The 19,633-nt window shown below is 42.3% G+C and carries 17 protein-coding genes and 1 pseudogene; 10 read left to right on the plus strand and 8 right to left on the minus strand.

Going from position 1 to position 19,633, the window contains the following annotated elements:
- The 4 genes from NDI33_RS24145 to NDI33_RS24160 all read left to right on the plus strand — a co-directional run.
- Positions 1-241: transposase (locus tag NDI33_RS24145; RefSeq protein WP_190671713.1), on the plus strand; the 241-nt coding region annotated here is incomplete at its 5' end.
- 637 nt (positions 242-878) lie between these two features.
- Entirely contained in the window at positions 879-5,342 is a 4,464-nt protein-coding gene (locus tag NDI33_RS24150) for a filamentous hemagglutinin N-terminal domain-containing protein (RefSeq protein WP_347275827.1), read from the plus strand.
- Positions 5,343-6,659: 1,317 nt separating this feature from the next.
- On the plus strand, positions 6,660-7,457 hold the full coding sequence (locus NDI33_RS24155) for a hypothetical protein (RefSeq protein WP_190671717.1): 798 nt from the start codon (positions 6,660-6,662) through the stop codon (positions 7,455-7,457).
- 1,031 nt (positions 7,458-8,488) lie between these two features.
- A complete protein-coding gene (locus tag NDI33_RS24160) occupies positions 8,489-9,004 on the plus strand; it encodes a hypothetical protein (protein WP_190671719.1) in 516 nt (171 codons plus the stop codon).
- A 303-nt stretch (positions 9,005-9,307) separates the two neighbouring features.
- Here NDI33_RS24160 and NDI33_RS24165 read toward each other — a convergent pair whose 3' ends face one another.
- From NDI33_RS24165 to NDI33_RS24175, 3 genes are all read right to left on the minus strand, one after another.
- On the minus strand, positions 9,308-9,781 hold the full coding sequence (locus NDI33_RS24165) for a hypothetical protein (protein ID WP_190671721.1): 474 nt from the start codon (positions 9,779-9,781) through the stop codon (positions 9,308-9,310).
- A 303-nt stretch (positions 9,782-10,084) separates the two neighbouring features.
- On the minus strand, positions 10,085-10,336 hold the full coding sequence (locus tag NDI33_RS24170; RefSeq protein WP_190671723.1) for a tyrosine-type recombinase/integrase: 252 nt from the start codon (positions 10,334-10,336) through the stop codon (positions 10,085-10,087).
- A complete protein-coding gene (locus NDI33_RS24175) occupies positions 10,329-10,595 on the minus strand; it encodes a tyrosine-type recombinase/integrase (RefSeq protein WP_190671725.1) in 267 nt (88 codons plus the stop codon). The genes NDI33_RS24170 and NDI33_RS24175 overlap by 8 nt, the downstream gene beginning before the upstream one ends.
- A gap of 296 nt (positions 10,596-10,891) precedes the next feature.
- On the opposite strand from NDI33_RS24175, the gene NDI33_RS24180 reads away from it, so the two are divergent.
- The 3 genes from NDI33_RS24180 (at position 10,892) to NDI33_RS24190 (ending at position 12,366) form a co-directional block, all read left to right on the plus strand.
- Positions 10,892-11,527, plus strand: coding sequence for an AAA family ATPase (locus NDI33_RS24180; protein WP_190671728.1), 636 nt, complete (start codon positions 10,892-10,894; stop codon positions 11,525-11,527).
- Positions 11,524-11,832: a ribbon-helix-helix domain-containing protein gene (locus NDI33_RS24185; RefSeq protein ID WP_190671730.1), complete on the plus strand. Its 309-nt coding sequence runs from the start codon at positions 11,524-11,526 to the stop codon at positions 11,830-11,832. The genes NDI33_RS24180 and NDI33_RS24185 overlap by 4 nt, the downstream gene beginning before the upstream one ends.
- A gap of 156 nt (positions 11,833-11,988) precedes the next feature.
- Entirely contained in the window at positions 11,989-12,366 is a 378-nt protein-coding gene (locus NDI33_RS24190) for a nuclear transport factor 2 family protein (RefSeq protein WP_190671732.1), read from the plus strand.
- Between the two features lie 54 nt (positions 12,367-12,420).
- Here NDI33_RS24190 and NDI33_RS24195 read toward each other — a convergent pair.
- The 4 genes and pseudogenes from NDI33_RS24195 to NDI33_RS24210 all read right to left on the minus strand — a co-directional run.
- Positions 12,421-12,576, minus strand: a pseudogene (locus NDI33_RS24195) (recombinase family protein); the annotation flags it as partial.
- 262 nt (positions 12,577-12,838) lie between these two features.
- Positions 12,839-13,564 carry a PEP-CTERM sorting domain-containing protein gene (locus NDI33_RS24200; RefSeq protein ID WP_199302253.1) on the minus strand — a complete coding sequence of 242 codons (726 nt, stop codon included), beginning with the start codon at positions 13,562-13,564 and terminating at the stop codon, positions 12,839-12,841.
- Between the two features lie 321 nt (positions 13,565-13,885).
- The gene (locus tag NDI33_RS24205; protein WP_190671739.1) at positions 13,886-14,158 is read right to left on the minus strand and encodes a CopG family transcriptional regulator; all 273 of its coding nucleotides are present in this window, start codon (positions 14,156-14,158) and stop codon (positions 13,886-13,888) included.
- Positions 14,158-14,799 carry an AAA family ATPase gene (locus tag NDI33_RS24210; RefSeq protein WP_190671741.1) on the minus strand — a complete coding sequence of 214 codons (642 nt, stop codon included), beginning with the start codon at positions 14,797-14,799 and terminating at the stop codon, positions 14,158-14,160. The genes NDI33_RS24205 and NDI33_RS24210 overlap by 1 nt, the downstream gene beginning before the upstream one ends.
- Positions 14,800-15,589: 790 nt before the next feature.
- On the opposite strand from NDI33_RS24210, the gene NDI33_RS24215 reads away from it, so the two are divergent.
- Both NDI33_RS24215 and NDI33_RS24220 read left to right on the plus strand, forming a co-directional pair.
- Positions 15,590-16,729 (plus strand): catalase family protein, encoded by a 1,140-nt coding sequence (locus NDI33_RS24215; RefSeq protein WP_199299533.1) that lies wholly within the window; start codon positions 15,590-15,592, stop codon positions 16,727-16,729.
- Between the two features lie 552 nt (positions 16,730-17,281).
- On the plus strand, positions 17,282-17,680 hold the full coding sequence (locus NDI33_RS24220; RefSeq protein ID WP_190671743.1) for an ankyrin repeat domain-containing protein: 399 nt from the start codon (positions 17,282-17,284) through the stop codon (positions 17,678-17,680).
- Positions 17,681-17,781: 101 nt separating this feature from the next.
- Here the strand turns inward: NDI33_RS24220 and NDI33_RS24225 are convergent, their stop codons facing one another.
- Positions 17,782-18,387, minus strand: coding sequence for a hypothetical protein (locus NDI33_RS24225; RefSeq protein WP_199302254.1), 606 nt, complete (start codon positions 18,385-18,387; stop codon positions 17,782-17,784).
- A 508-nt stretch (positions 18,388-18,895) separates the two neighbouring features.
- Here NDI33_RS24225 and NDI33_RS24230 point away from each other — a divergent pair.
- Positions 18,896-19,510, plus strand: coding sequence for a hypothetical protein (locus tag NDI33_RS24230; RefSeq protein ID WP_190671750.1), 615 nt, complete (start codon positions 18,896-18,898; stop codon positions 19,508-19,510).
- Positions 19,511-19,633 lie beyond the last annotated feature (123 nt).

The raw sequence follows: 19,633 nt of genomic DNA on the forward strand, positions 1-19,633 counted from the left end.
ACTGGTACGTGAGCAGTGGGCACGGTGGCAAGAGCAAGGATTATTCATTTTCTTCTTGCCTGCCTATTGCTCCCAGATGAACCCCATCGAAGGACAGTGGCATCAACTCAAAGCCCATGAAATTTCAGGACGAATGTTCGACAATGAATATGATTTAGCCCTTGCTGTAATGGACGGCATGGAATCACGGAGTGAACAAGGGGGATATACGTTAGAGCGTTTTAGGTTTAAATCATCCTAGCTACTGAGATGATTTTGAACAGTGGGTTCAAAGTTTAGATCCAGATGGTTTTGGCTGGGAGTACAACTGGGAAGAGAAGCAATTTTATCCCATTTAATTTCTCTTAAGTCTTGCAGGAGCGTTCCTGGCACTGCCTAATTTTCTGGTCATCCACTTAACCGACTCATGAGATAGATAATTCACAAAAATAGTCGGGCAGCGACCGTTGCTCACGCCACCACAACGCTATCAATGCTATTCCCAATTGTGGGACAGGTCGGGAAAGATACATATTCCGGATTGTCAGAAAATCTTCTCTCAACTCCAATCAAGGATATAGATAAAAATTCTTAAACCACTGCCCTGAATGCGATCGCCAGTCGGAAAGTCTTCGATTCCGACTCGCAGGAATGTTCTCTGTTAACTCCAATCGACCGTTCTGAATTGATAGAGCAGGACTTTTGAATCGCTGCCCTGAATGCGATCGCACTGCAAGAAATATATGTATTCCGGTTTTTTTCTTCAAATCACTTCATGCCTAAAGGCATAGAAAGCCGTAGAAACACTGAAGATTACCGATTCTAGATAGGTAATAATTCTTGCTAAACCTGGCTAGGGAGTCAGTTAATCTTTGTTTATTTTTTAAGGAATTAACCGGGTGCCCCTATCTTCATTGAAACCAACTCTGCTAAAAGCTAAGTGTGCCTTTGGGCTTCTAGCCTTCTTAAGCCTTTTACCCGTTCCAGTACAAGCTCAATCCATCACAGCAGCACCAGACGGCACGGGTACGATTGCGACTCCCAAGGGCAACCAAATCGATATCACGGGTGGCACTCTCTCCGGAGATAAGGCGAATCTATTTCATAGCTTTACGCAGTTTGGTTTGAATGCCAACGAAGTTGCCAACTTTTTGTCAAATCCCGGTATTCACAACATTTTGGGACGGGTGACAGGTGGCAATGCTTCAGTTATCAATGGGTTAATTCAAGTAACTGGGGGGAATTCTCACCTTTATTTAATCAATCCCGCTGGAATTATTTTTGGTACAGGCGCTCAACTAAATGTACCAGGTTCCTTTACTGCTAGCACTGCTACAGGAATTGGCTTTAATGGCTACTGGTTTAATGCGCTCGGTACAAATAACTATAACAGTTTAGTTGGCAACCCTAATTCCTTTCGCTTCGATCATAATCAAGCGGGAGCAATTATTAATGCTGGTAACTTAACAGTTAAAGAAGGTCAAAATTTAGCCTTAATTGGTGGCACTGTTATCAATACAGGTACTTTGACAGCACCAAGCGGCGATATAACTTTAATGGCAGTGCCAGGTACAAGTTTAGTACGCATCAGTCAACCTGGAAACTTGCTGAGTTTAGAAATTCAAACTACTCAAAATTCTAACTCTCAGTTAACAAATTTTACACCCCTTTCATTGCCAGAATTACTTACTGGTGCAGGAGTAAGTCAAGCTACTAAATTAAATGTTCAACCAAATGGCACAGTCCAACTAACCAATTTAGGGATTCCTATTCCTAGCGATACAGGCACAACAATTGTATCTGGCAAAGTTGACGTTTCCCAAGCCACTAATTCTGCTCAAAGCGGCACAATCAATATATTAGGTGAAAAAGTAGGTTTAATTAGTGCCAATATTAATGCCTCTGGTACAAATCAGGCTGGCACAATTTTAATCGGTGGGGATTATCAAGGTAAAGGAACAGTCCCTAATGCTATCAGTACATTTATTAGTAGTGATTCGCTCATTAAAGCTGATGCCTTGCAAAATGGTGATGGGGGAAGAGTAATAGTCTGGGCAGATCAAGCTACACGCTTCTATGGAAATATTAGTGCTAAAGGTAGCGCGACATCTGGCAATGGTGGTTTTGTCGAAACATCAGGTAAGCAGTATTTAGAATCTTTAGGTAATGTTGATGCTAGCGCACCTAACGGTATTGCAGGTTCTTGGCTGCTCGATCCCAACAATATTATTATTCAATCAGGAGGCATAAATAGCAACGTTACTGGTGGCCCTAACTTTACTACTACTGATGACAATGCGATTATCGCCACAGAAACTATTCAAGCTGCCCTCGATACTGGTACTAGCGTCACTATCACCACTGGTACAGCCGGAACTAATTCCCAAGCAGGAGACATTACAGTAGCGAGCAATATTTTCAAAACTGCTGGTGGAGATACCAGTTTAACGCTACAAGCAGAAAATAATATTGTTATTAATAGTGGAGTAAAAATCACTTCCACATCTAATAAACTAAATGTTACTCTCAATAGCGATCGCGATGGTAGTGGCGCAGGTCGAATTATTCTTAATTCTGGAGCTATTATCAACTCAAATGGTGGAAATATTATCTTAGGCGGTGGTAGTGACCCTTCCCAAAATCCTGCTTTTAGCGCTACTAACGAAGGCATTGTTTTAACCAACGCTCAAATTAATTCAAGTGGCGGTAATATTTCCTTAAGGGGAAGTTCTAGTGGTTGGAATGGCGTATATCTTGTTGGTGCTTCCTCATCAATTTTATCTGGAAACGGCAGTATAACTATTGATGGCACTACTAGTAGCCCTGCTGGTAGAGAAGGAATTAGAAACGATGGTTCTATTACCTCAACTACAGGAAGCATTAATTTAACTGGTAATTCTTCTGGAACTTCAGGTATTTGGAATCTAGGAACTATTAGTTCCACATCAGGTAACATTGCCTTGAATGGAACAACTGCTAGATTCCAAGGAATTCAGAATGAGGGTTCTATTAGCTCAACCATAGGAAACATTAATTTAACTGGTAGTAGTTCTGGAACTGGTAAAGGAATTTATATTATTAATGGTGTAGTTCAAACTATTGGAAGCGGCAATATTAATCTAACTGGTACAGCCGCACCTGGTGGAGAAGGAATTAGTATCGAAAATAGCTCAATTAACCCAACGGGCATAGGTAGCGGTGATGTTACTTTAACAGCAGATGAAATTAATTTTGTTGGTAATACACAAATAAAAGGAAAGGGGATTCTAGAGTTACAACCTCTAACTAGTAATTTAGGAATTACTGTTGGTGGAACTGTTAATGATAGTAATTTGAATCTAAACAGTAGCAAATTAGCATATATTCAAAATGGATTTTCGGAAATTAATATTGGTCGTACTGATAGTAGTGGAACAATGAGTTTAGGTAGTGACGTTACATTTAATGACCCTGTAACATTGCGAGCGCCATCTGGTTCAGGTTCAATTGATACTCAAGGCTTTAATATTACAGGGATAGATAACGCTAGTATTACATTACTAGCAAACCAGAACATTACAACTAATAACATTACCACTGACGCACAAAACATTAACCTAACTAGTACTACTGGTGATATCAAAACAGGCAGTTTCAGTACTTCTCCTTCGAGTATCGCTGTTGCACCTAATGTTTCTTATTATATAATCGGACGCCTTTTTGAAATCACATCTCCAACTTTCACATCAGTCTCGAATGGCACTTTTTCTGGTAATGTTGCTGAAGTAGCGCCTGGAGCAACAATTTCACTTTTTGGAAATTACACTTTAAATCCCGTCGATACTAGTTACTGTCCTGGTTGCGTTATCCAGGCTTACACGGCATGGATTCCGCCTGCTCCTGTAGGTTCAAAAGGGTTTTATTCTGGTGGTTCATTCCCAACAAGTGGAACTTTTAACTGGACAACTACTGCGCCTACAGCTCCTGGGAATTATAACGTTGGCTTGGCGTTTACTCTTGATTTTAGCTATCAACCCAACCGAGTTGGAGGAATAGGAACAACTCCAACGGGCGGACAAGCATCTTCCTTTAAAGTAACGGTGGGAAATCCGGTAGGCAATATTACTTTAAATGCTGGTGGCAATATCGATACAACTAGTGGAACTTTAGATACTAGCTCTAGTACAAATGCAGGTGCGATCGCCTTATCTGCAATAGGTAATATTAATACTGCTAGCTTAAAATCTACCTCTACTAATGGCACAGGCGGTAGTATTAGTCTCAACAGTCAGGCAGGTATAGTTAATAGCAGTAATCTTACTTCTAACGGTGCCACGGCAGGTGGTGCAGTTACCGTCACGGCAGTTAATAATATTAAAACAGGTCAAATTAACACAAGTGCTACCATTGGTGATGGTGGAAATGTCACCCTTAACCCATCAAATGATATCGTTGTTGACCTAATTAACGCTCAAGGCGGTACTAATGGTAAAGGTGGCATAGTCGATATTACTACTCAGCGCTTTTTCCGCGCTCCCAACACATTTACAGATGGTAACGGACAAATAGCTAGCATTTCAACTGCGGGTGGAACAGGAACAGGCGCAATTACAATTCGGCATGGTGGTGGGCCACTAAATATTCCCTTTATAGTTGGTAATGCCACAACTAACGGTACTGCGGGGGCGATTAGTAGCAGTTCAACCAATACAATTGCTACCTTACAATCTTTTCCTGGTACCTACACTCAAGGAAATATTCAGATTATTACTCAATACCAACCACCAATTCCTACGCCAGTTCCAGCACCAATTCCGGCACCGATTCCGGCACCAATTCCAGCACCGACTCCTGCACCGATTCCGGCACCAATTCCAGCACCGACTCCTGCACCGATTCCGGCACCAATTCCTGCACCCCCGATAGTAGAGCCGCCTGTACCCCCGATAGTAGAGCCGCCTGCACCAAAGCTATCTGCGCCACCTCAGTTAGAAACTTTACCCGGACGCCACAAACATCCAACTCAGGTTCTTTCTTCAGGCATACTCACCTGTGGCTTCTTTGATGACCAGCCACTCACTGCGGTAGAAAAACTGCTGCCCACTATTGCCGATTACATGAATGTTGACGGCGGTACTTTGTCAATCAGCCTGAACGATTTGTCAGCCAATTACCGCGAAGAATTCAGGAACCTCACTGGAAATCAAAAGACGATTGAACAACATATTGTGAAGTTAGTTCGTCAATACATTGGTCCTGATTCCGTCCGTCTGGTCAAGGTTTGCTTTGCAACCGTCGATGGGAAAGCTACTGCAATTATTAAGGTAGCCAAATCTCCTACCCGTGTGTCCGTGAGAAGCGAGAAGTTTTCTCCAACTCGTTAGGAATCAGAAGTTACAAGTCAGAAGTCAGAATCGTAAAGAATTGCGCTCAAACTGACTTCTGCCTTAACTCCCTTCCTGTTCAAAGAATACCTATGCGCTCGGTAGCAGGGGCAACACAAGAGTATTTTAAACTATAGGATTGTTAATCAATATGCATTTTCCTCTCTATCTGGGCATATTGGTAGCGGTTCTTTGTGCGGAAAACTCGCAAAACGTTAACTTTTAAAGCAAGCACTCCTAACTAACTCTTCCCACATCTGTTGCAGCTCCATTGCTGCGAACGCATCCCCTCACCCATCTCCGCTACACAGAACTAATAAAGACTAGAGGACTCTAACGACCGTATCAAAGCTGCAATGAATTTGTTGCCGAACAGAATTGATAGTAATCCACAGGATACAACCAATAATATTGCAATTCCTATGTTAAGCAAGTTCAATTCTATAGACGATAACAAGTAAGGGATGAGTACCATAAAAGTACCAAGTGCAGCCCCTCCAACAAATCTGTAGACAACATTAGCGGCAGAATGCTTTTCAAGCTCAATATCTTCGGAAGCCATCTGAAGATTCTTTAACTCCTTGGTTACACAATATCCATACCCTAGCAAGGAAGACTATAGATAGAGTTTCTTCCTATAGTAGTAGGTTCGGGAATAAATAAATTATCTTCTCGCAAACGACCGTTTATAAGACAAATTTCTTGAGTTAGCACAACACGCCTCAAACCGAGGCGTACCATGTCCCACACTCCGTCTTTAAATCTACGTCTCTTTAGAGGATTAATAAATCAATCACAAGACAAATTTCTAAAAAATTGGATGTACAAAGTGTGTCCTAATATGGAGCATTATTTTCACTCTTGATTTTTATCCACAACCCATCCTTTGAGATAAATTCAAATAGAAGCTGAATACTGAATGCAGTATCTAGGTTCGATGCATCCTACTACCCTATCTTTCAATGGGGTAGTTTTTTATTGCACTCCATTAAGTCCCAATTGGAACCGAGTCAGAGACCAAAACTTAGGCATTTTCTAGCCCTTTTAGGGGCTGAAAACCTCTCTGAGCAAGGAAAAGAGGTCAACGAAAAAAAAGGCTTGAAACCTTTGTGAATACTGAATTTATGCTCATCTGAGCTAAAAATCTTTCTCTATCTAGGTTTGAAGCCATTTTTTATCAGTTCTTGTCTAAGTCCCGTTGAATATTTTTAATTTCGCATAAAATCTGGTTTTTTTAGCTGAGTTATAGACATGAGGGGAAGGAAGCTTAGCCCTCAGCCAAATGCGGAACTTAGCTAAATTTACAAGGAGAATGACATGGGTATTTATTACGGAACACCCGAAAGCGAAACCATTGATCCTCTAGATCCTTCAGATGACTACATTTTCGCTAAGGCGGGAGATGACTTGGTTTACGGTTGGGAGGGCAATGATACTCTCTACGGTGAAGCTGGTAGTGATACCTTGGACGGTGGTACAGGTGACGACGCAATGTATGGGGGCGTTGGTGATGATACTTACTACGTTGACGCTCACGAGGAATTTCATCTTGACACTGTGTATGAGAACGTCAATGAAGGGATCGATACAATTTTCTCGTCAGCCAACTTTTCTAGTCTGAATGCCAATGTTGAGAATATAACGCTTATTGGCAGTGCTTATGGTGCTAATGGCAATGATCTCGACAATATTATGATTGGAAATAGTTCTGATAACTTTTTATGGGGTAAGAAAGGCAGTGATTCTTTGTTGGGTGGTGATGGCAATGATCTTCTCAATGGATATGGTTTCGGTTCTAACGATGAATATGACATTTTAACTGGTGGTAGTGGTGAAGACACCTTTCAAATTGGGAGTTATGCTGATGCTTACTACTATGGTGGAGGTCTCTACGGTGTGGATGGCTATGCTCTAATTACAGATTTTAACTGGTTAGAAGGCGATAAAATTGAGGCTCATGGTAGCATAAGCAACTACTCTTTAAACACTTTTAACTGGTTTGGAAGCGAGGCTCTAGACACAGGAATTTACTACCAAGGTGATTTAATTGCTGTTGCACAAGATAAGTCTGGGCTGGACATCCTCTTAACCCCTGACTTCAACTTTGTTGTCTAAGAAGTTCATCAACCTCCACATACTTCCTTCTTCTAACCCTCGAAAACTTCTAGCTACCGAAAAGTCTAGGAGTTTTCTTATGGAGTATGTCATGTTTGCCCTTCTATTTTGCTGAATAACAGGTTACAAATTAAGTGCCGATAATCGCTTCTGCATCACTAGACTTCTGACAAAAGTTGGTATTAGGGGAAATATAGGTATTCAGGATTGGAAGACAATCCTCCCTCAACTCCAATCAAAGGTTCTGGTTTAAGCGAAGCGAGCCGGACTTCTGAACCGCTGCCTAAAATGCGATCGCCAGTTAGAAAAAAGGCTATGACGCTGTAGGAACAGATTTTCTAGAGTCAGCCCAAGTTGATGACTTTAAAGAGTCGAACAATGGCGGAAATATATTTGTAAAGTTGTTAAATATAAATTTGACGATTTGAAAGAAAATCCTTTCTCTACGCTAATTGAGGGTTAAGGTTTCCCTGACCAAGAAACTTGAATATTACCGATAGAGAAATCGCGCCCAGACACAGCGGTAGAAGAAATCAATGCTGTCAGCCTAGATGAGCTAGATGTGGGAAGGCTGATTTTTTGAGCAAGCAGTGAACTGAATTGAATCAGCTAGAACTACCTACATTAAATCTCCTCAAGACCAGAAAAGTCCCTGTACAAGTAGCACGGGGTTCGTATTAGCAGATATAATCTTACTCGGAGAAAGTCAGTTATTCGCTATTAGGGACCTACAACAAATTTTTTATTAACTTTTGCAAGCCTTTACAAAAAATTACATAAACTTGACTAAAATAATGAGAGTAGTTTTATAGCAAAAGGCTTTTTCCTTAAGAAGTCACTCTTTCTTTAGCTATCAAAAAGAAGTATAGATGTCCTTTTAAAGGATACTTTTTTTTGTAAACTTAGCGTAAACGTAGACTCGGATACATCTCGTCTCCTGGTTCATCAGAAATAGATTTAATCAATTTCTTTTATCTTTACAAGCTTTCTCACTCCATCAATATTTATTACACAGCATAGCAGCAAATAAAATGCGAGACCCACTGGATGTTTTGTTTGGTGAACTTAAAACAGATGTAGACACAGATACATCTCCTGCCTCAGTTCATCAGGAATATAATCAATCAATTTCTTTTACTTTTACAGGCTCTCCCACGCCGGTCAATATTCAATACGCAGAGTTAATCTATACAGAGTATGGCAGCAAAGAGGTAAGGCGCACTGGATGTTTTTTGTATGGAGAACAACCTTTTAAGCTATTTCAAACTAGCAAATCTAGCTGGCACAATAATAGTGGCACAGGAAGACCCGAAGAAATCCCCCTACAAATAGTGGAATCACTTCCTTGCACAGCACTTATTTCACAAATAAAACAATCAGAGTTCCAGCTAAATTTAGTTCAAAAAGAGCCAGATATTTGGAGTCATAAAATTGAAGTTTCGGTATCAGGTGACGCTTATATAAGCTACTTTATTTCCTATCAGTTCAACTTGAAAGAACTAAGTTGTACCTGCCTGAGGTCAACTGATGTTGATGTAAGTACTTAAAGTTAATTAACCAGCCTTATCCAGTACACATTTTTACAACTAAAGTGGTAAGCCCAGATCGTTAGTAGCTAAAAGACTGGAATTTTTTATTCCAAGCAGGACAACAACAGCGATACTGGGGTTAGAGCGAAGGGAGTAGAATCCCGCTCATCCAAGTCATTATAAAAGCCCTGCTATCGTCTTAGCAGGGCTTTTATGAGTTTGCAACTAATCTTTATTACCACTTACCACAAAGCCTCTAGACACCCACACCGGGGGGGTAAATTTTCCTGAATGCAACTGGCAGAATCTTTACCGGCTTAATTAAGACCGATTAAACCATTCGTCTGAAGCGTAATCTGTTCGGTTTGGATCGTCAAAATCACTCCAAATGTAAACTCGCAACCAGTCTTTAGCGTAACCTGTATATGCTTTCACCCAAACATATCGCGTGACAAACCCTTGATCGATGGTTGTGCGAATCCAGCCAGTAGAATCTCTCTTTGCCCCAACCTTACCCCAATCACAGTCGCTAGGGGAGCAGGCTCCATATAGATGTAGGTAGTAAGGCGAACCTGGCGGGTAGAGTTGTCCATTTATGACTTGATCCTGGCACTGAAAGCTGACATTGATTTTAGTAATACTGGGGGTATTCGGGATATAGTTTACCCATGAACCTTCCTCTTCCGGCGTTACGCATAGTGCCTGCGCTGGAGAAACTTTCACGACCAAGCTAGCCATCGAAACAACACTTGCTAAGGTCGCAGTCACCAGCATGAGAAAGGGGGATTTTTTCATGATGCAACTCCTTTTAATTTATTTGTAAATAAAGACGACAAAGATTCAGAAAACTTTCGTTACAGCCTTAGTAGATAAGCTTTCCCTGATTCAATTTGTGAACATCTATTCATTACTCAGCCCGCTCCAAATGTTTTACTCCATTCGCAACCAAAGTTTACAAAGGTTCTGAAGCATAAAGTTATGTAGGCGTTTGTGTAGTAAGCATCCCAAAACGGCTGTTTACCAGACAGATTGAAGCACTTTTCCCAAGCGCTTGGAATTCATAATGCTCGTATCTTGTAAGCCGTCTTATTAGTGTTATCAGTCCCACAAATCCTTAAACTGTCCTGGTGCAAGTTGTGTATACCTGACGGTGTGCCGTATTTGGCGATGCCCTAGGTAATCCTGAATCTTTCGGGTATCGTATCCCTTCGCTGCCAAATAAAAACCTGTGCTGTGATGAATCACGTGCAGGTGGACTGAATAGCCCAACCCCGCTTCCTCTGCTGCCTTGGACACGATATCTTGCACTGTTTGCGTTGTCAGGGGTGCCTGACGTTCGGAGTTAAACAACCAAGCAAGCTGTATTTGGATATTCTCGTTGCAGTTGTCGGAGCGATCGCACTTCGTCTCCATATAAAGGTTGATTTGACGGTGCCCCTCTCTTCAGCCGTTTCACGTAGAGGTGCTTAGTTGTGAAGTTCACATCCTTCCATTGCAGATCGACGGCTTCCCCAACCCTCAACCCGTGACGATACATTAAGAGCAGGAGCATAGAATCTCGGTGTGGATAGCGCCCTATTTTCTTGGCAGCCGCTATCAATCGCTCCATCTCATTCGGAGTTAGATAGTCTCGTTAGTTGTCCGGTCTTGCTTGCTTTATCGGCGGCACGGGTTGGGTTCTCATAGCAACTCCACCTAAAACAGTATTTGGTTGGGCGAATCCAGCAACATTGAAACGCTAATAAACTCGTTAGTCGCTGGGGTCAACTCCACCGAAAAGAGTCCTTTTCGGTGAAGTCTAAACCCCTCATTCTGGCATACTGAATCTACGGGTTAAGCAAGTAGTTACTTTGAGTTATTAAGTTAAGTAATCAAGTTAAGTGATTGAGGTGAGCAATTAAGTCTATGTCTGTTATTGCCTTCTGCAACCAAAAGGGGGGCTGTGGAAAAACCACAGCCAGTGTCAGCTTTGCTGTCTGGTTACACCGAAAAAAGAAAACCGTCAGCTTTTTGGATGCAGATCCACAAGGCAGCGGTTCGCTGTGGCTTTCTTCAATGCAACTTCCCATTCCTACGGTTAAGTTTTCCGATGCCAACGACTTAATTGAGCAAATCCCAGATTTATCAGAACAGACAGATTTTTTGGTCATTGACGGTGCGCCCAATACCAGTGAAAGCACCAGAGCGATTTTGTGCTTATCCGATATCTGCGCCACGCCCATTCAACCTACCGGCTTAGACCTGCACTCAGCTAGTGATGTACTTCGCTTAATTAAATCCGCTCAAAAAATTTCTGGGGGTCTGCCTAAACCCGTCATTTTTCTCAATCGTGCATTCAAGGGAACTCGGCTAAAGAAAGAGGCATTGGATGTTCTTAGTCAGGTTCCTAACGTGACGCTGCTCAAAACAGTGATTCACCAAAAACAGGCAATTTCTGATTGCTTCTCTCAGGAGGCATCTATTTGGGAGGTCAGAGGGGCAGAAGAATCAGCCAAGGAATTTGAATCTTTGTTCAAGGAAATTTTGAAGTTACTCAAATGACTCCCAAGAAACCCCGAAAAACTTTGAATGCATCTGCTGACAAATTTATCTTTGGCGAACTAGAGCCTGAATCAGCAGATGAAAAACCGTCTTCTTCCCCACCCGTTCCAGAACCTGGAGGGCTGCTGGAAAAATTACAAAAGGAGGAGTCACCCAAAGAGCGACCCATTAGAGTCAGCCTAGACCTCTCGCCAGAAATGCACCGCCGTCTTACCAATCTTGCCAATCGCACTGGCAGAAAGAAATCTGAAGTGCTGCGAATTCTACTGGCTGAGGCTTTGGCAGAAGTTGAAGGGGGAGATTGAGTTGTGCTAATTGGAGCGGGGAAGATGCGTTGTTAAAGTACTGGGGTTAGCGATCGCTTACAGATGGCAGTCTAACCCTCTTGTGTCAAACTGGGGCGAAAGCTTGATTTTTCGTGGGCTATAAAGCCCTGCCGCATATACTTCACCACACCTCTTATGTCAGATAAATCTGCACCAGAAATTGAACTGATACGCGCGGCGTATGCTGCCTTCAACGCGCGAGATATTGATGCTGCCCTCGCCCTCATGACTCCCGACGTGGCTTGGCCGAAAGCGTTCAAAGGCGGTTTTATTCGTGGGACTGAAGAAGTCCGCGCTTACTGGACGGAGCAGTGGAGCGAGATTAATCCACACGTCGAGCCGGTTGCCTTTTACCCGGAGGATGCTGGGCAGGTTTTGGTGGAGGTGCATCAGGTCGTGCACGATCTTGCCGGAGCTGTGCTTGCCGATGAGCACGTTGGTCATCGTTATACCATTGAGCATGGCTTGATACAAAAGATGGAAATCTGTCTACCTCCATTGTCGGGTCACTGAGCCTAACAAGGCGCTATAACGAAAGGCAGGGTAGTTTCTGGTGCAAAGAAAGCCTTGCGCCCCTGACGCTGTCTCCTTATAAACTGCCACAACTTCAAAACCTGATAGTTGTGCGTAACTAACCAAGTCTCTTTCTTGGCGATCGCAACTTTGCTCATCTGTCGAAACGCGACAATAAATTGCGACCCGATACGGCTTTAGCTGTCCCATTTAAACCCCTAAAAAATCAGCGACCCCGATGCTCTTTCCAGCGTTGGAAAAGTGCCTAATTTATTGTCCCATTTAGGGAAGTGATTAAATGAGATAGTGTTCTAGTTTTAACTTTTGAGAATTAAACTACAACAATTCCCTTCATGCCAATTGGTACAGGTAGTTGAATAGCTTACAAGAGCATGAAAGCCCCTAGCTACGCTGCTAAGGGCTTCTACAAACAAAGCTTTAACGAGAATGAATTTGAAAATTTATCATTTACTTATGCTCTAACTGTAGCTTTTTGTTGCTGTTTCCGCTTTGAAATTGAACCAGTACCTAAAGCAGCAAGTCCTAATAAAGCTAAAGTAGAAGTAGGCTCTGGAACAGAAGTAGGGTCTGGAACAGTTTTCGCTTCGTTAAATTGCGTAACTAATCCGTATGAATCTTTACCTGTATAATCATTGTGGCCAAACAACCTCCCTGTCTTTAACCCTGTTGAATCAGCTTGAAAAAATGATTGATAGCCGCCGGTCTCTGTTAAACCCAAAACTTCAACAGTCATCAACAAGTTGCCGACCAAAGGTTTGTAGTTAAAAGTGTTTCCAGTTAAAGTTAAAACATCAGGCATCGAGCCACTGAGATTGAATTGTCCAAACTCTGTATTATCAGCACCAATATTGTCTAGATAATTGGTATTTAATCCGCCAATAGCTTTTGAAGTAGTAGAAAAACTAACTTTATAAGTAGCAGAATCCATTAATCCCCCCCCAAATGGATTCACAAGACCCTTAAAAAAGCTGATACTTCCAAAGGATATTGGGTCACTAAAAGCTGTTGAATCATAGATCTGTTGATATATAGTTAAACCGTCACTAGCTCCACAACTAAATGGATAACAGTTTGCAGTGTTGTTATCACCAACAATAACTGCATTAGCATTACCTGCACTTAATCCAAGGAGCAATGCTCCCGCAGCACTTATAGATAATTTTTGAAGGCTTATCATACTCTTAGTTTTGTTTGAATGAGTTTTGTTTCTTAAAACTTAGAATGACAAAATGTTTAGGTGTTCGCAAGTGCTTTCACCGAATCTTCATTAAAAGAATATATATTTAGATAGATGTCAACTTACGTAAATAATATCTCTTTTGCTAAAAAACAGATGCTGTAAGGCTTTTATCAGCAAACATACTTAGCAAACTGAAAATGTACTATATAAATTTTTGATAAACTGAGATGACCATTTAGTCTCTAACACCCTTGCTCTTAAGCACAAGCGATCGCGTGCCAATTGGCACTGAATTCAGTAATTCAGTATTGCAGTAGCTTAATCTTCTACATCCTGTAATGCAGTATCCAAAAGCTCTCGGATGATATCGACTTTTTTCTTCCCGGTTCTTGCCGCCAAAATTGACAGCTTGCGATACATCGATTCAGTCAGATCGGAGGTAACGCGAACCATTCTTTCTTTTGGCGGGACTTCAACTGAGGGTATTGGGTTATCTTTCTTGGGTTCGGGCTGTGGAGTGGTTGGTTGCCCGTAGACAAATTGCTTAGCGAGGTCATCGTCATTATTTAAGGGCTTACGTTTTTTCGTCATTACACAAGCCTCAGAATTTCTTTGAATAATTGCTCAAATTCTGCTGCCGCATCAGCAGCTCCACTTCCAGGTAAATCCCAAACGGTTGCTGCCTGTCCAAACGCATCTGCCGTAGATTGCCGCTGGTGAATAATTGTTTTCAGGGCTGTTAAGTCAGGAATCTTTTGAAGTACCGCGATCGCTTCAGTTTTTAGTTTGGTATTTTTCTGGGCACGGCTCAGGAAGATTGCTGCCCTTGGTAAACCACCCCGAACTGACTGAGCTTGCTTGATTAATCTGACGGTATCAGCCGCGGCGTCCAAATCTAACTTACTGGGTTGGCACGGGATAACAGCCAAGTCGGTGCGGAACAGAATCGCTCTAGTTGACTCGGCTAAACTTCCTGCCCCGTCCACGACCAAGAAATCTACCGATTCAGCAAAGACTGGAATTTGGTCAAGCAAGTCGTCGGGAGTTGTCAGGGCAGTTACAGCAATTGTGCTTTCCATCGAACTGAGCCATCTGGAAAGCGATCGCTGGGGGTCGCCGTCAACGACCTGTACATTTTTCTTTTTTTTAGTAGCGAGCCAGTAAACAAAATGAAGGGCAGATGTGGATTTCGTGCTGCCCCCCTTCTCATTAATGAAAGAGATAACCGTCATACTCAAATACTGAATTACTGAATTAAGTATGGCAGAATGGGCTAAGTTAAACTCCGCCTAATTGGACTCTTTTCGGTGGAGTTACTCTCAGCGGCTAACGGATTCATGAGCGTTTCACTGTTGCTGGATTCTCCCAACCAAATACTGTTTTAGGTGGAGTTGCTATGAGAAACCAAACCGCTGATTAAGTAAGCCCGACCGGACAATGAACGAGATTATTTAGCCCCGAGAAGCACTGCAACAATAGTAATCGCGTTTCGGAGGCTTACAAGGGCGGCAAATATCAGCACTACGCGAACCGGATAGATTGTTATTCACAGTTTTTGGACTTCAAGCTTTCCTCTGATACTGGCCAGAGTTTTTTAAAGTAAAAGCTTTTCGGGGTAATGTTTTGCAGAGTTCGTCATGGTTCTGTTTGTCAGTTAACTTCCATGAGTCTACCTTCCCCCGTATCGGATACGCGACGCTTCCTTTGCTCTTCCGCACTCAATAGGAGTCAGCCCAGATGCAGCGATTTTTAGCTGATGAGAGTTGTAATCGTGAGATTTTTCTGGGTGAAAGCTTTACTCATCAAAGGTTTTAACGATTTAAATGTCTTGAATTCTACAGAAAAGAGAGGTCGAAACATTCGCTCAGCAAAGGTTCTAGCCTTAAAGTTGTTTTTGCCGCGTTTGCTAAACAACCGGATTCAATGCGGTCATCGAGAGCGTTTTGCCGTTTTGCCTTCTGAGTCATTTCCTCCTTAAGTAGGATGAAGTACAGGAGCCAGGAGCAAATCCTTAAACTACAGATGTATAAGTTCAGTTCCCACAGAATCGATCGCTCAATGCTCACCCCTAAACCATTCATCCGTTACTCCCAAACTTTAGAAGTCAAGCAACCCGACGAGGAGCGGCTGATTCGCGAAATCGTTGATTCCGTTGCCCGGCAGGGGCAGAAGGTGTTTGATAAGCATCGCCATGCCATGCGGGGCGCTCATGCCAAGAGTCATGGCGGACTGAAGGGGGAACTGAGGATCTACGACAACTTGCCTACCCATCTCGCGCAGGGATTGTTTTGCCAACCCCGCACTTATCCGGTGATGATTCGCTTCTCAACCGTTCCCGGTGACATCATGCCGGATGGTCTATCTTGCTTCCGCGGCATGGGCATCAAGGTTATTGGCGTGGCAGGACCGAAGCTCCTGGAGACCGAACCTGATGCTGTGACTCAGGACTTTTTGATGATCAACAGTCCGGTCTTTCCATCGGGCACTATTGCTCGCTTTCTCCCAGAGCAGTTGCTCCAGGAAAAGGTTGTGGTCAGTGCCCCAGAGGAGGCACAACAGCTATTCGGAACGGTTGCTCGAATGACCAATGCGATGACTCAGAAAGTAGGGATCAACCTCTATCCGAGCGCGTTAGGTCTCACCCAGCCCGAAACTCACATTCTGGGGGAAACCTACCATACCTCTGCTGCCCTGCGCTATGGAGATTACATTGCTAAATTGAGCGTCACTCCCGTCTCCGCCAGCCTTCAGCCGCTCATTGGCAAACGCATTGATACACAGAACGCTTCTGTACTGCGAGATCTAATCGTTGAATTCTTCCGGCAACAGTCTGCCGAGTATGAACTACGTGTCCAGCTTTGCACGAATCTAGAGACGATGCCGATCGAGGATGCGTCGATTGAGTGGTCAGAAGGGGAAAGTCCTTACCAGGCGATCGCCAAACTCACAATTGGGATGCAGGAGGCATACAGTCCTGCCCGGCAGGTGTACGTGGATGACGTCTTGTCGTTCAACGCCTGGCATTGTATTGCAGAGCATCAGCCGCTGGGATCGATTCAGCGTTTACGCAAGGAAGTCTATGAGGCGTCCAGTCGTTACCGTCATCAGATGAACCAGCAGCCCAACAGGGAACCACGAAGCATCGAGGAAATGCCGGACTAGGAAGCTGCTAGCGGTGTTAAATGCCTAAAACTCAGCACCAGCGATATATGAGAATCCGCTGCATTGGGCTTGTTAGGCAGGGATTATGCGATGGGTTTATAGGTAATCGCATTAGCTTGCATCAACAATCTTAAATTCAACTCAGGATCAAGTTCAGGTAGAAACCAGTACTCTAACGCTGGCAACCATGCTTCTTGCATTTGAAATAGTTTATCTAAAAACTTTTAATGTTTGGTCGTTGGATGAAACTCTGCAATACCCAATTTTCATTAAAACGTCTTATAACTCATTTATTAATTGTCTCACGAGACATAAATAAAAAGATGGGTTATAAGACACGGTATCAATGGGTTTCAGGCGCGTTGTACTAACTTTAAAAATGTATCTCATAAACGGTCGTTTTCAGGGCAGTTATATTACGGATGAGACCCAACTAACTTTTAGGATTTTACGTGCTAATTACAATAAAGGGGAGATAACGGCTAATGATAGAATTAATTCTCATTTTATGCTTATAGAGCTTACTCTAAAAACTAATGGTAGAAAGAAACAATGCATGGTGACTATACTATAGAGGATGGAGACGCTACTGAAGCAATGATTCGAGCAATTCGCTTTCATTTCTTAGAAGAAGTTCAAGCTCTTATTTCTATTCAAGAAGATATCAATACAAGAGACAGTAGCGAACTTTATTGGACTTTTTTAATGTATGCAGTTTTTGAAGAATCTTTAGGTATGGTGAAGTTACTAATTGAAGCTGGCTCAGATGTCAATGTCAGAGGCTCAGATCCAGATGACTTTCCTTTAAATCTAGCTGCTTATGCTTACAATAATGCTTTTTCTGATAGTAATAAATTTGCTCATAATAAAAAGATTTTTGATTACTTGGCTCCTCTAACTTCGCCAGAACTAGAAGCAATTGCACGCAGAACCCTAAATTGGAGAAATTAGCTCAATAGAAATAGCGTAGTAAGATAAGTTGTTCAGCTCAACTTTTCAGTATGTAGACTCTCCTTAAAAGGCGTAGCGGATTGCTAGGCTCATAAGGACTTTCAATACTCCCTCGGCGGCTGTTGAATGTTCAATCCTCCCATGTGTGGCTCCTGTATATAGTTTTTAGGTGGACGAGGCAATTTATCAACGCAAGCTTTTGAACAAGCATTCACAAGAAGGGGTAAAACATCTGTAGCTACCCCAAGTGAAATCCATACTTGATGTAAATTTGAAGCACTGATAAGAGCATTACATACACTACATTTTGTGGGAGAACCTGCCTCTGCTCCTACCTCTACAGGAAGCTGAGGAAATGGAAGACGAAACTTATAGTTTCCATAAAGAGTACGGGTACTAACAACACTATCTTTTAGTTTTTTGCAGTGGGTAATTTCATAGGGGAACCAGTGTAATCGATAGGACGTGTAGGGAGTAAATTTCTCTAAATTCGTCATTTCTCCAATTTCAGGAGGAATGCGAACCAGATGGCTGCCGTACAACATTAAGTGCTTAACAGATTTCAGCTTCGCTATAGTCGTAGGAAGTGTAATAATCTGCCGCCAGTCATCCTCCTCCATCTCCCGTCGGGGAGCAAACTCCTCTCGCTTATCTTCAGATGCAACTTCCACAAGCTCTAATAGTTGCTTCCATGCGTCACACTCCACGTCCTGTTGCTCTGTATGCAACTTAACCTTAGCTATTTGTTTGCGTGAGTAGTGAGCTTCAAAACATTTACAGGGAGAATAGCTAGTCATGTTTTTCTTAAGGCAAGTTAAACCCTAACTATTAATGGTGTCAGATAAACAATTATTTGTCGCTATTAACACATTAGCGTCGTTCATCCAAAAACCTTTTAAATATTTTACAATAAGGGTTTTGAGCCAAGTAACACCTTGGTAGGAATTTCTCTTTTAAGCCATAATTGTCTTAACTTAAGCTTTTTTCATCCAAACATATCTAGGCTTTGGTAGCGGTAGAAACGCTCAACGACAACAATTTGTTAAGACGGTAAATAATCTGTTATTCGACAACTGCATTCGCTTCAGATGCTGCCACTTTGACACTACAGTACGATTGGGCATAGTTTAATAGGGGTTACTATTGCACGAAAAAATCCCCTATGTGACAGTAGGAAATGGAACCAGTGCCCTAATAAACGAAAGGTGATAATAAATGGCTCATTTCACAGTTCTAGTTCTTTTACCACTCAACACAGAAAATTTTGAGCAGAAAGTAAAAGATTTACTTTATCCTTACTACTCTGAATTGGAGGTTGAGCCTTACAGGCAATATCTTGACCGAATCGCTGTTGAAGAAGAGGTGAAACAGCTATTATTACTCTCAGAAGAAGACCTGGCGAGATTAGCCTTGGATTGGGAAGTTCCGAGTAAGAACTTAGAGGCAATAGCCAAGCTACGCTTGGATTGGGATGAAGAGGAAGTAATGGGAAATGATGAGCATGGAGCTTATAGATTTTCTACTATAAATCCTTACGGTAAGTGGGATTCTTACACTCTTCTTGATGGTGAACTGACAGAAACTGGTAAAATCACTCACTATCCATGTCGAGCAAGAGAATTACCTGAGGTAATACCTTACGCTGTTATAACCCCTGATGGGAAATGGTATGAGGTAAGCAAGGATATAGGTATACAAGCTTTTGCAAGAACTCATCTACATCACGATATGCCCATCAGTGAAGAAGAAATAATTTGGAATCTCAAAGTTAAAGCAATTATCACCCAATATCAAGATCATTTTGTTATGGGTTTAAACTGCCATCTATGATAATTTTGCGTTCAACCTCGCTGATTCAGTCAATATCTTTCTATAAAAAATGTATGTAGGTACGTATTCACAAGCTTGAAATCACTACGAGCAACAATTTTAGAGTATAAAGATTTTTGGGGT

Origin of the sequence: Trichocoleus sp. DQ-A1 (genome assembly GCF_039961955.1) — a bacterium.
Taxonomy (GTDB): domain Bacteria; phylum Cyanobacteriota; class Cyanobacteriia; order Cyanobacteriales; family FACHB-T130; genus FACHB-T130.

Excerpts from the sequence above, each read along its gene's own strand:
- NDI33_RS24220 (WP_190671743.1), top strand. The coding sequence starts at position 17,282 with ATGCATGGTGACTATACTATAGAGGATGGAGACGCTACTGAAGCAATG.
- NDI33_RS24155 (WP_190671717.1), top strand. The coding sequence starts at position 6,660 with ATGGGTATTTATTACGGAACACCCGAAAGCGAAACCATTGATCCTCTA.
- NDI33_RS24200 (WP_199302253.1), bottom strand. The coding sequence starts at position 13,564 with ATGATAAGCCTTCAAAAATTATCTATAAGTGCTGCGGGAGCATTGCTC.
- NDI33_RS24205 (WP_190671739.1), bottom strand. The coding sequence starts at position 14,158 with ATGACGAAAAAACGTAAGCCCTTAAATAATGACGATGACCTCGCTAAG.
- NDI33_RS24215 (WP_199299533.1), top strand. The coding sequence starts at position 15,590 with ATGTATAAGTTCAGTTCCCACAGAATCGATCGCTCAATGCTCACCCCT.
- NDI33_RS24230 (WP_190671750.1), top strand. The coding sequence starts at position 18,896 with ATGGCTCATTTCACAGTTCTAGTTCTTTTACCACTCAACACAGAAAAT.
- NDI33_RS24210 (WP_190671741.1), bottom strand. The coding sequence starts at position 14,799 with ATGACGGTTATCTCTTTCATTAATGAGAAGGGGGGCAGCACGAAATCC.
- NDI33_RS24160 (WP_190671719.1), top strand. The coding sequence starts at position 8,489 with ATGCGAGACCCACTGGATGTTTTGTTTGGTGAACTTAAAACAGATGTA.
- NDI33_RS24175 (WP_190671725.1), bottom strand. The coding sequence starts at position 10,595 with ATGGAGCGATTGATAGCGGCTGCCAAGAAAATAGGGCGCTATCCACAC.
- NDI33_RS24165 (WP_190671721.1), bottom strand. The coding sequence starts at position 9,781 with ATGAAAAAATCCCCCTTTCTCATGCTGGTGACTGCGACCTTAGCAAGT.
- NDI33_RS24180 (WP_190671728.1), top strand. The coding sequence starts at position 10,892 with ATGTCTGTTATTGCCTTCTGCAACCAAAAGGGGGGCTGTGGAAAAACC.
- NDI33_RS24190 (WP_190671732.1), top strand. The coding sequence starts at position 11,989 with ATGTCAGATAAATCTGCACCAGAAATTGAACTGATACGCGCGGCGTAT.
- NDI33_RS24185 (WP_190671730.1), top strand. The coding sequence starts at position 11,524 with ATGACTCCCAAGAAACCCCGAAAAACTTTGAATGCATCTGCTGACAAA.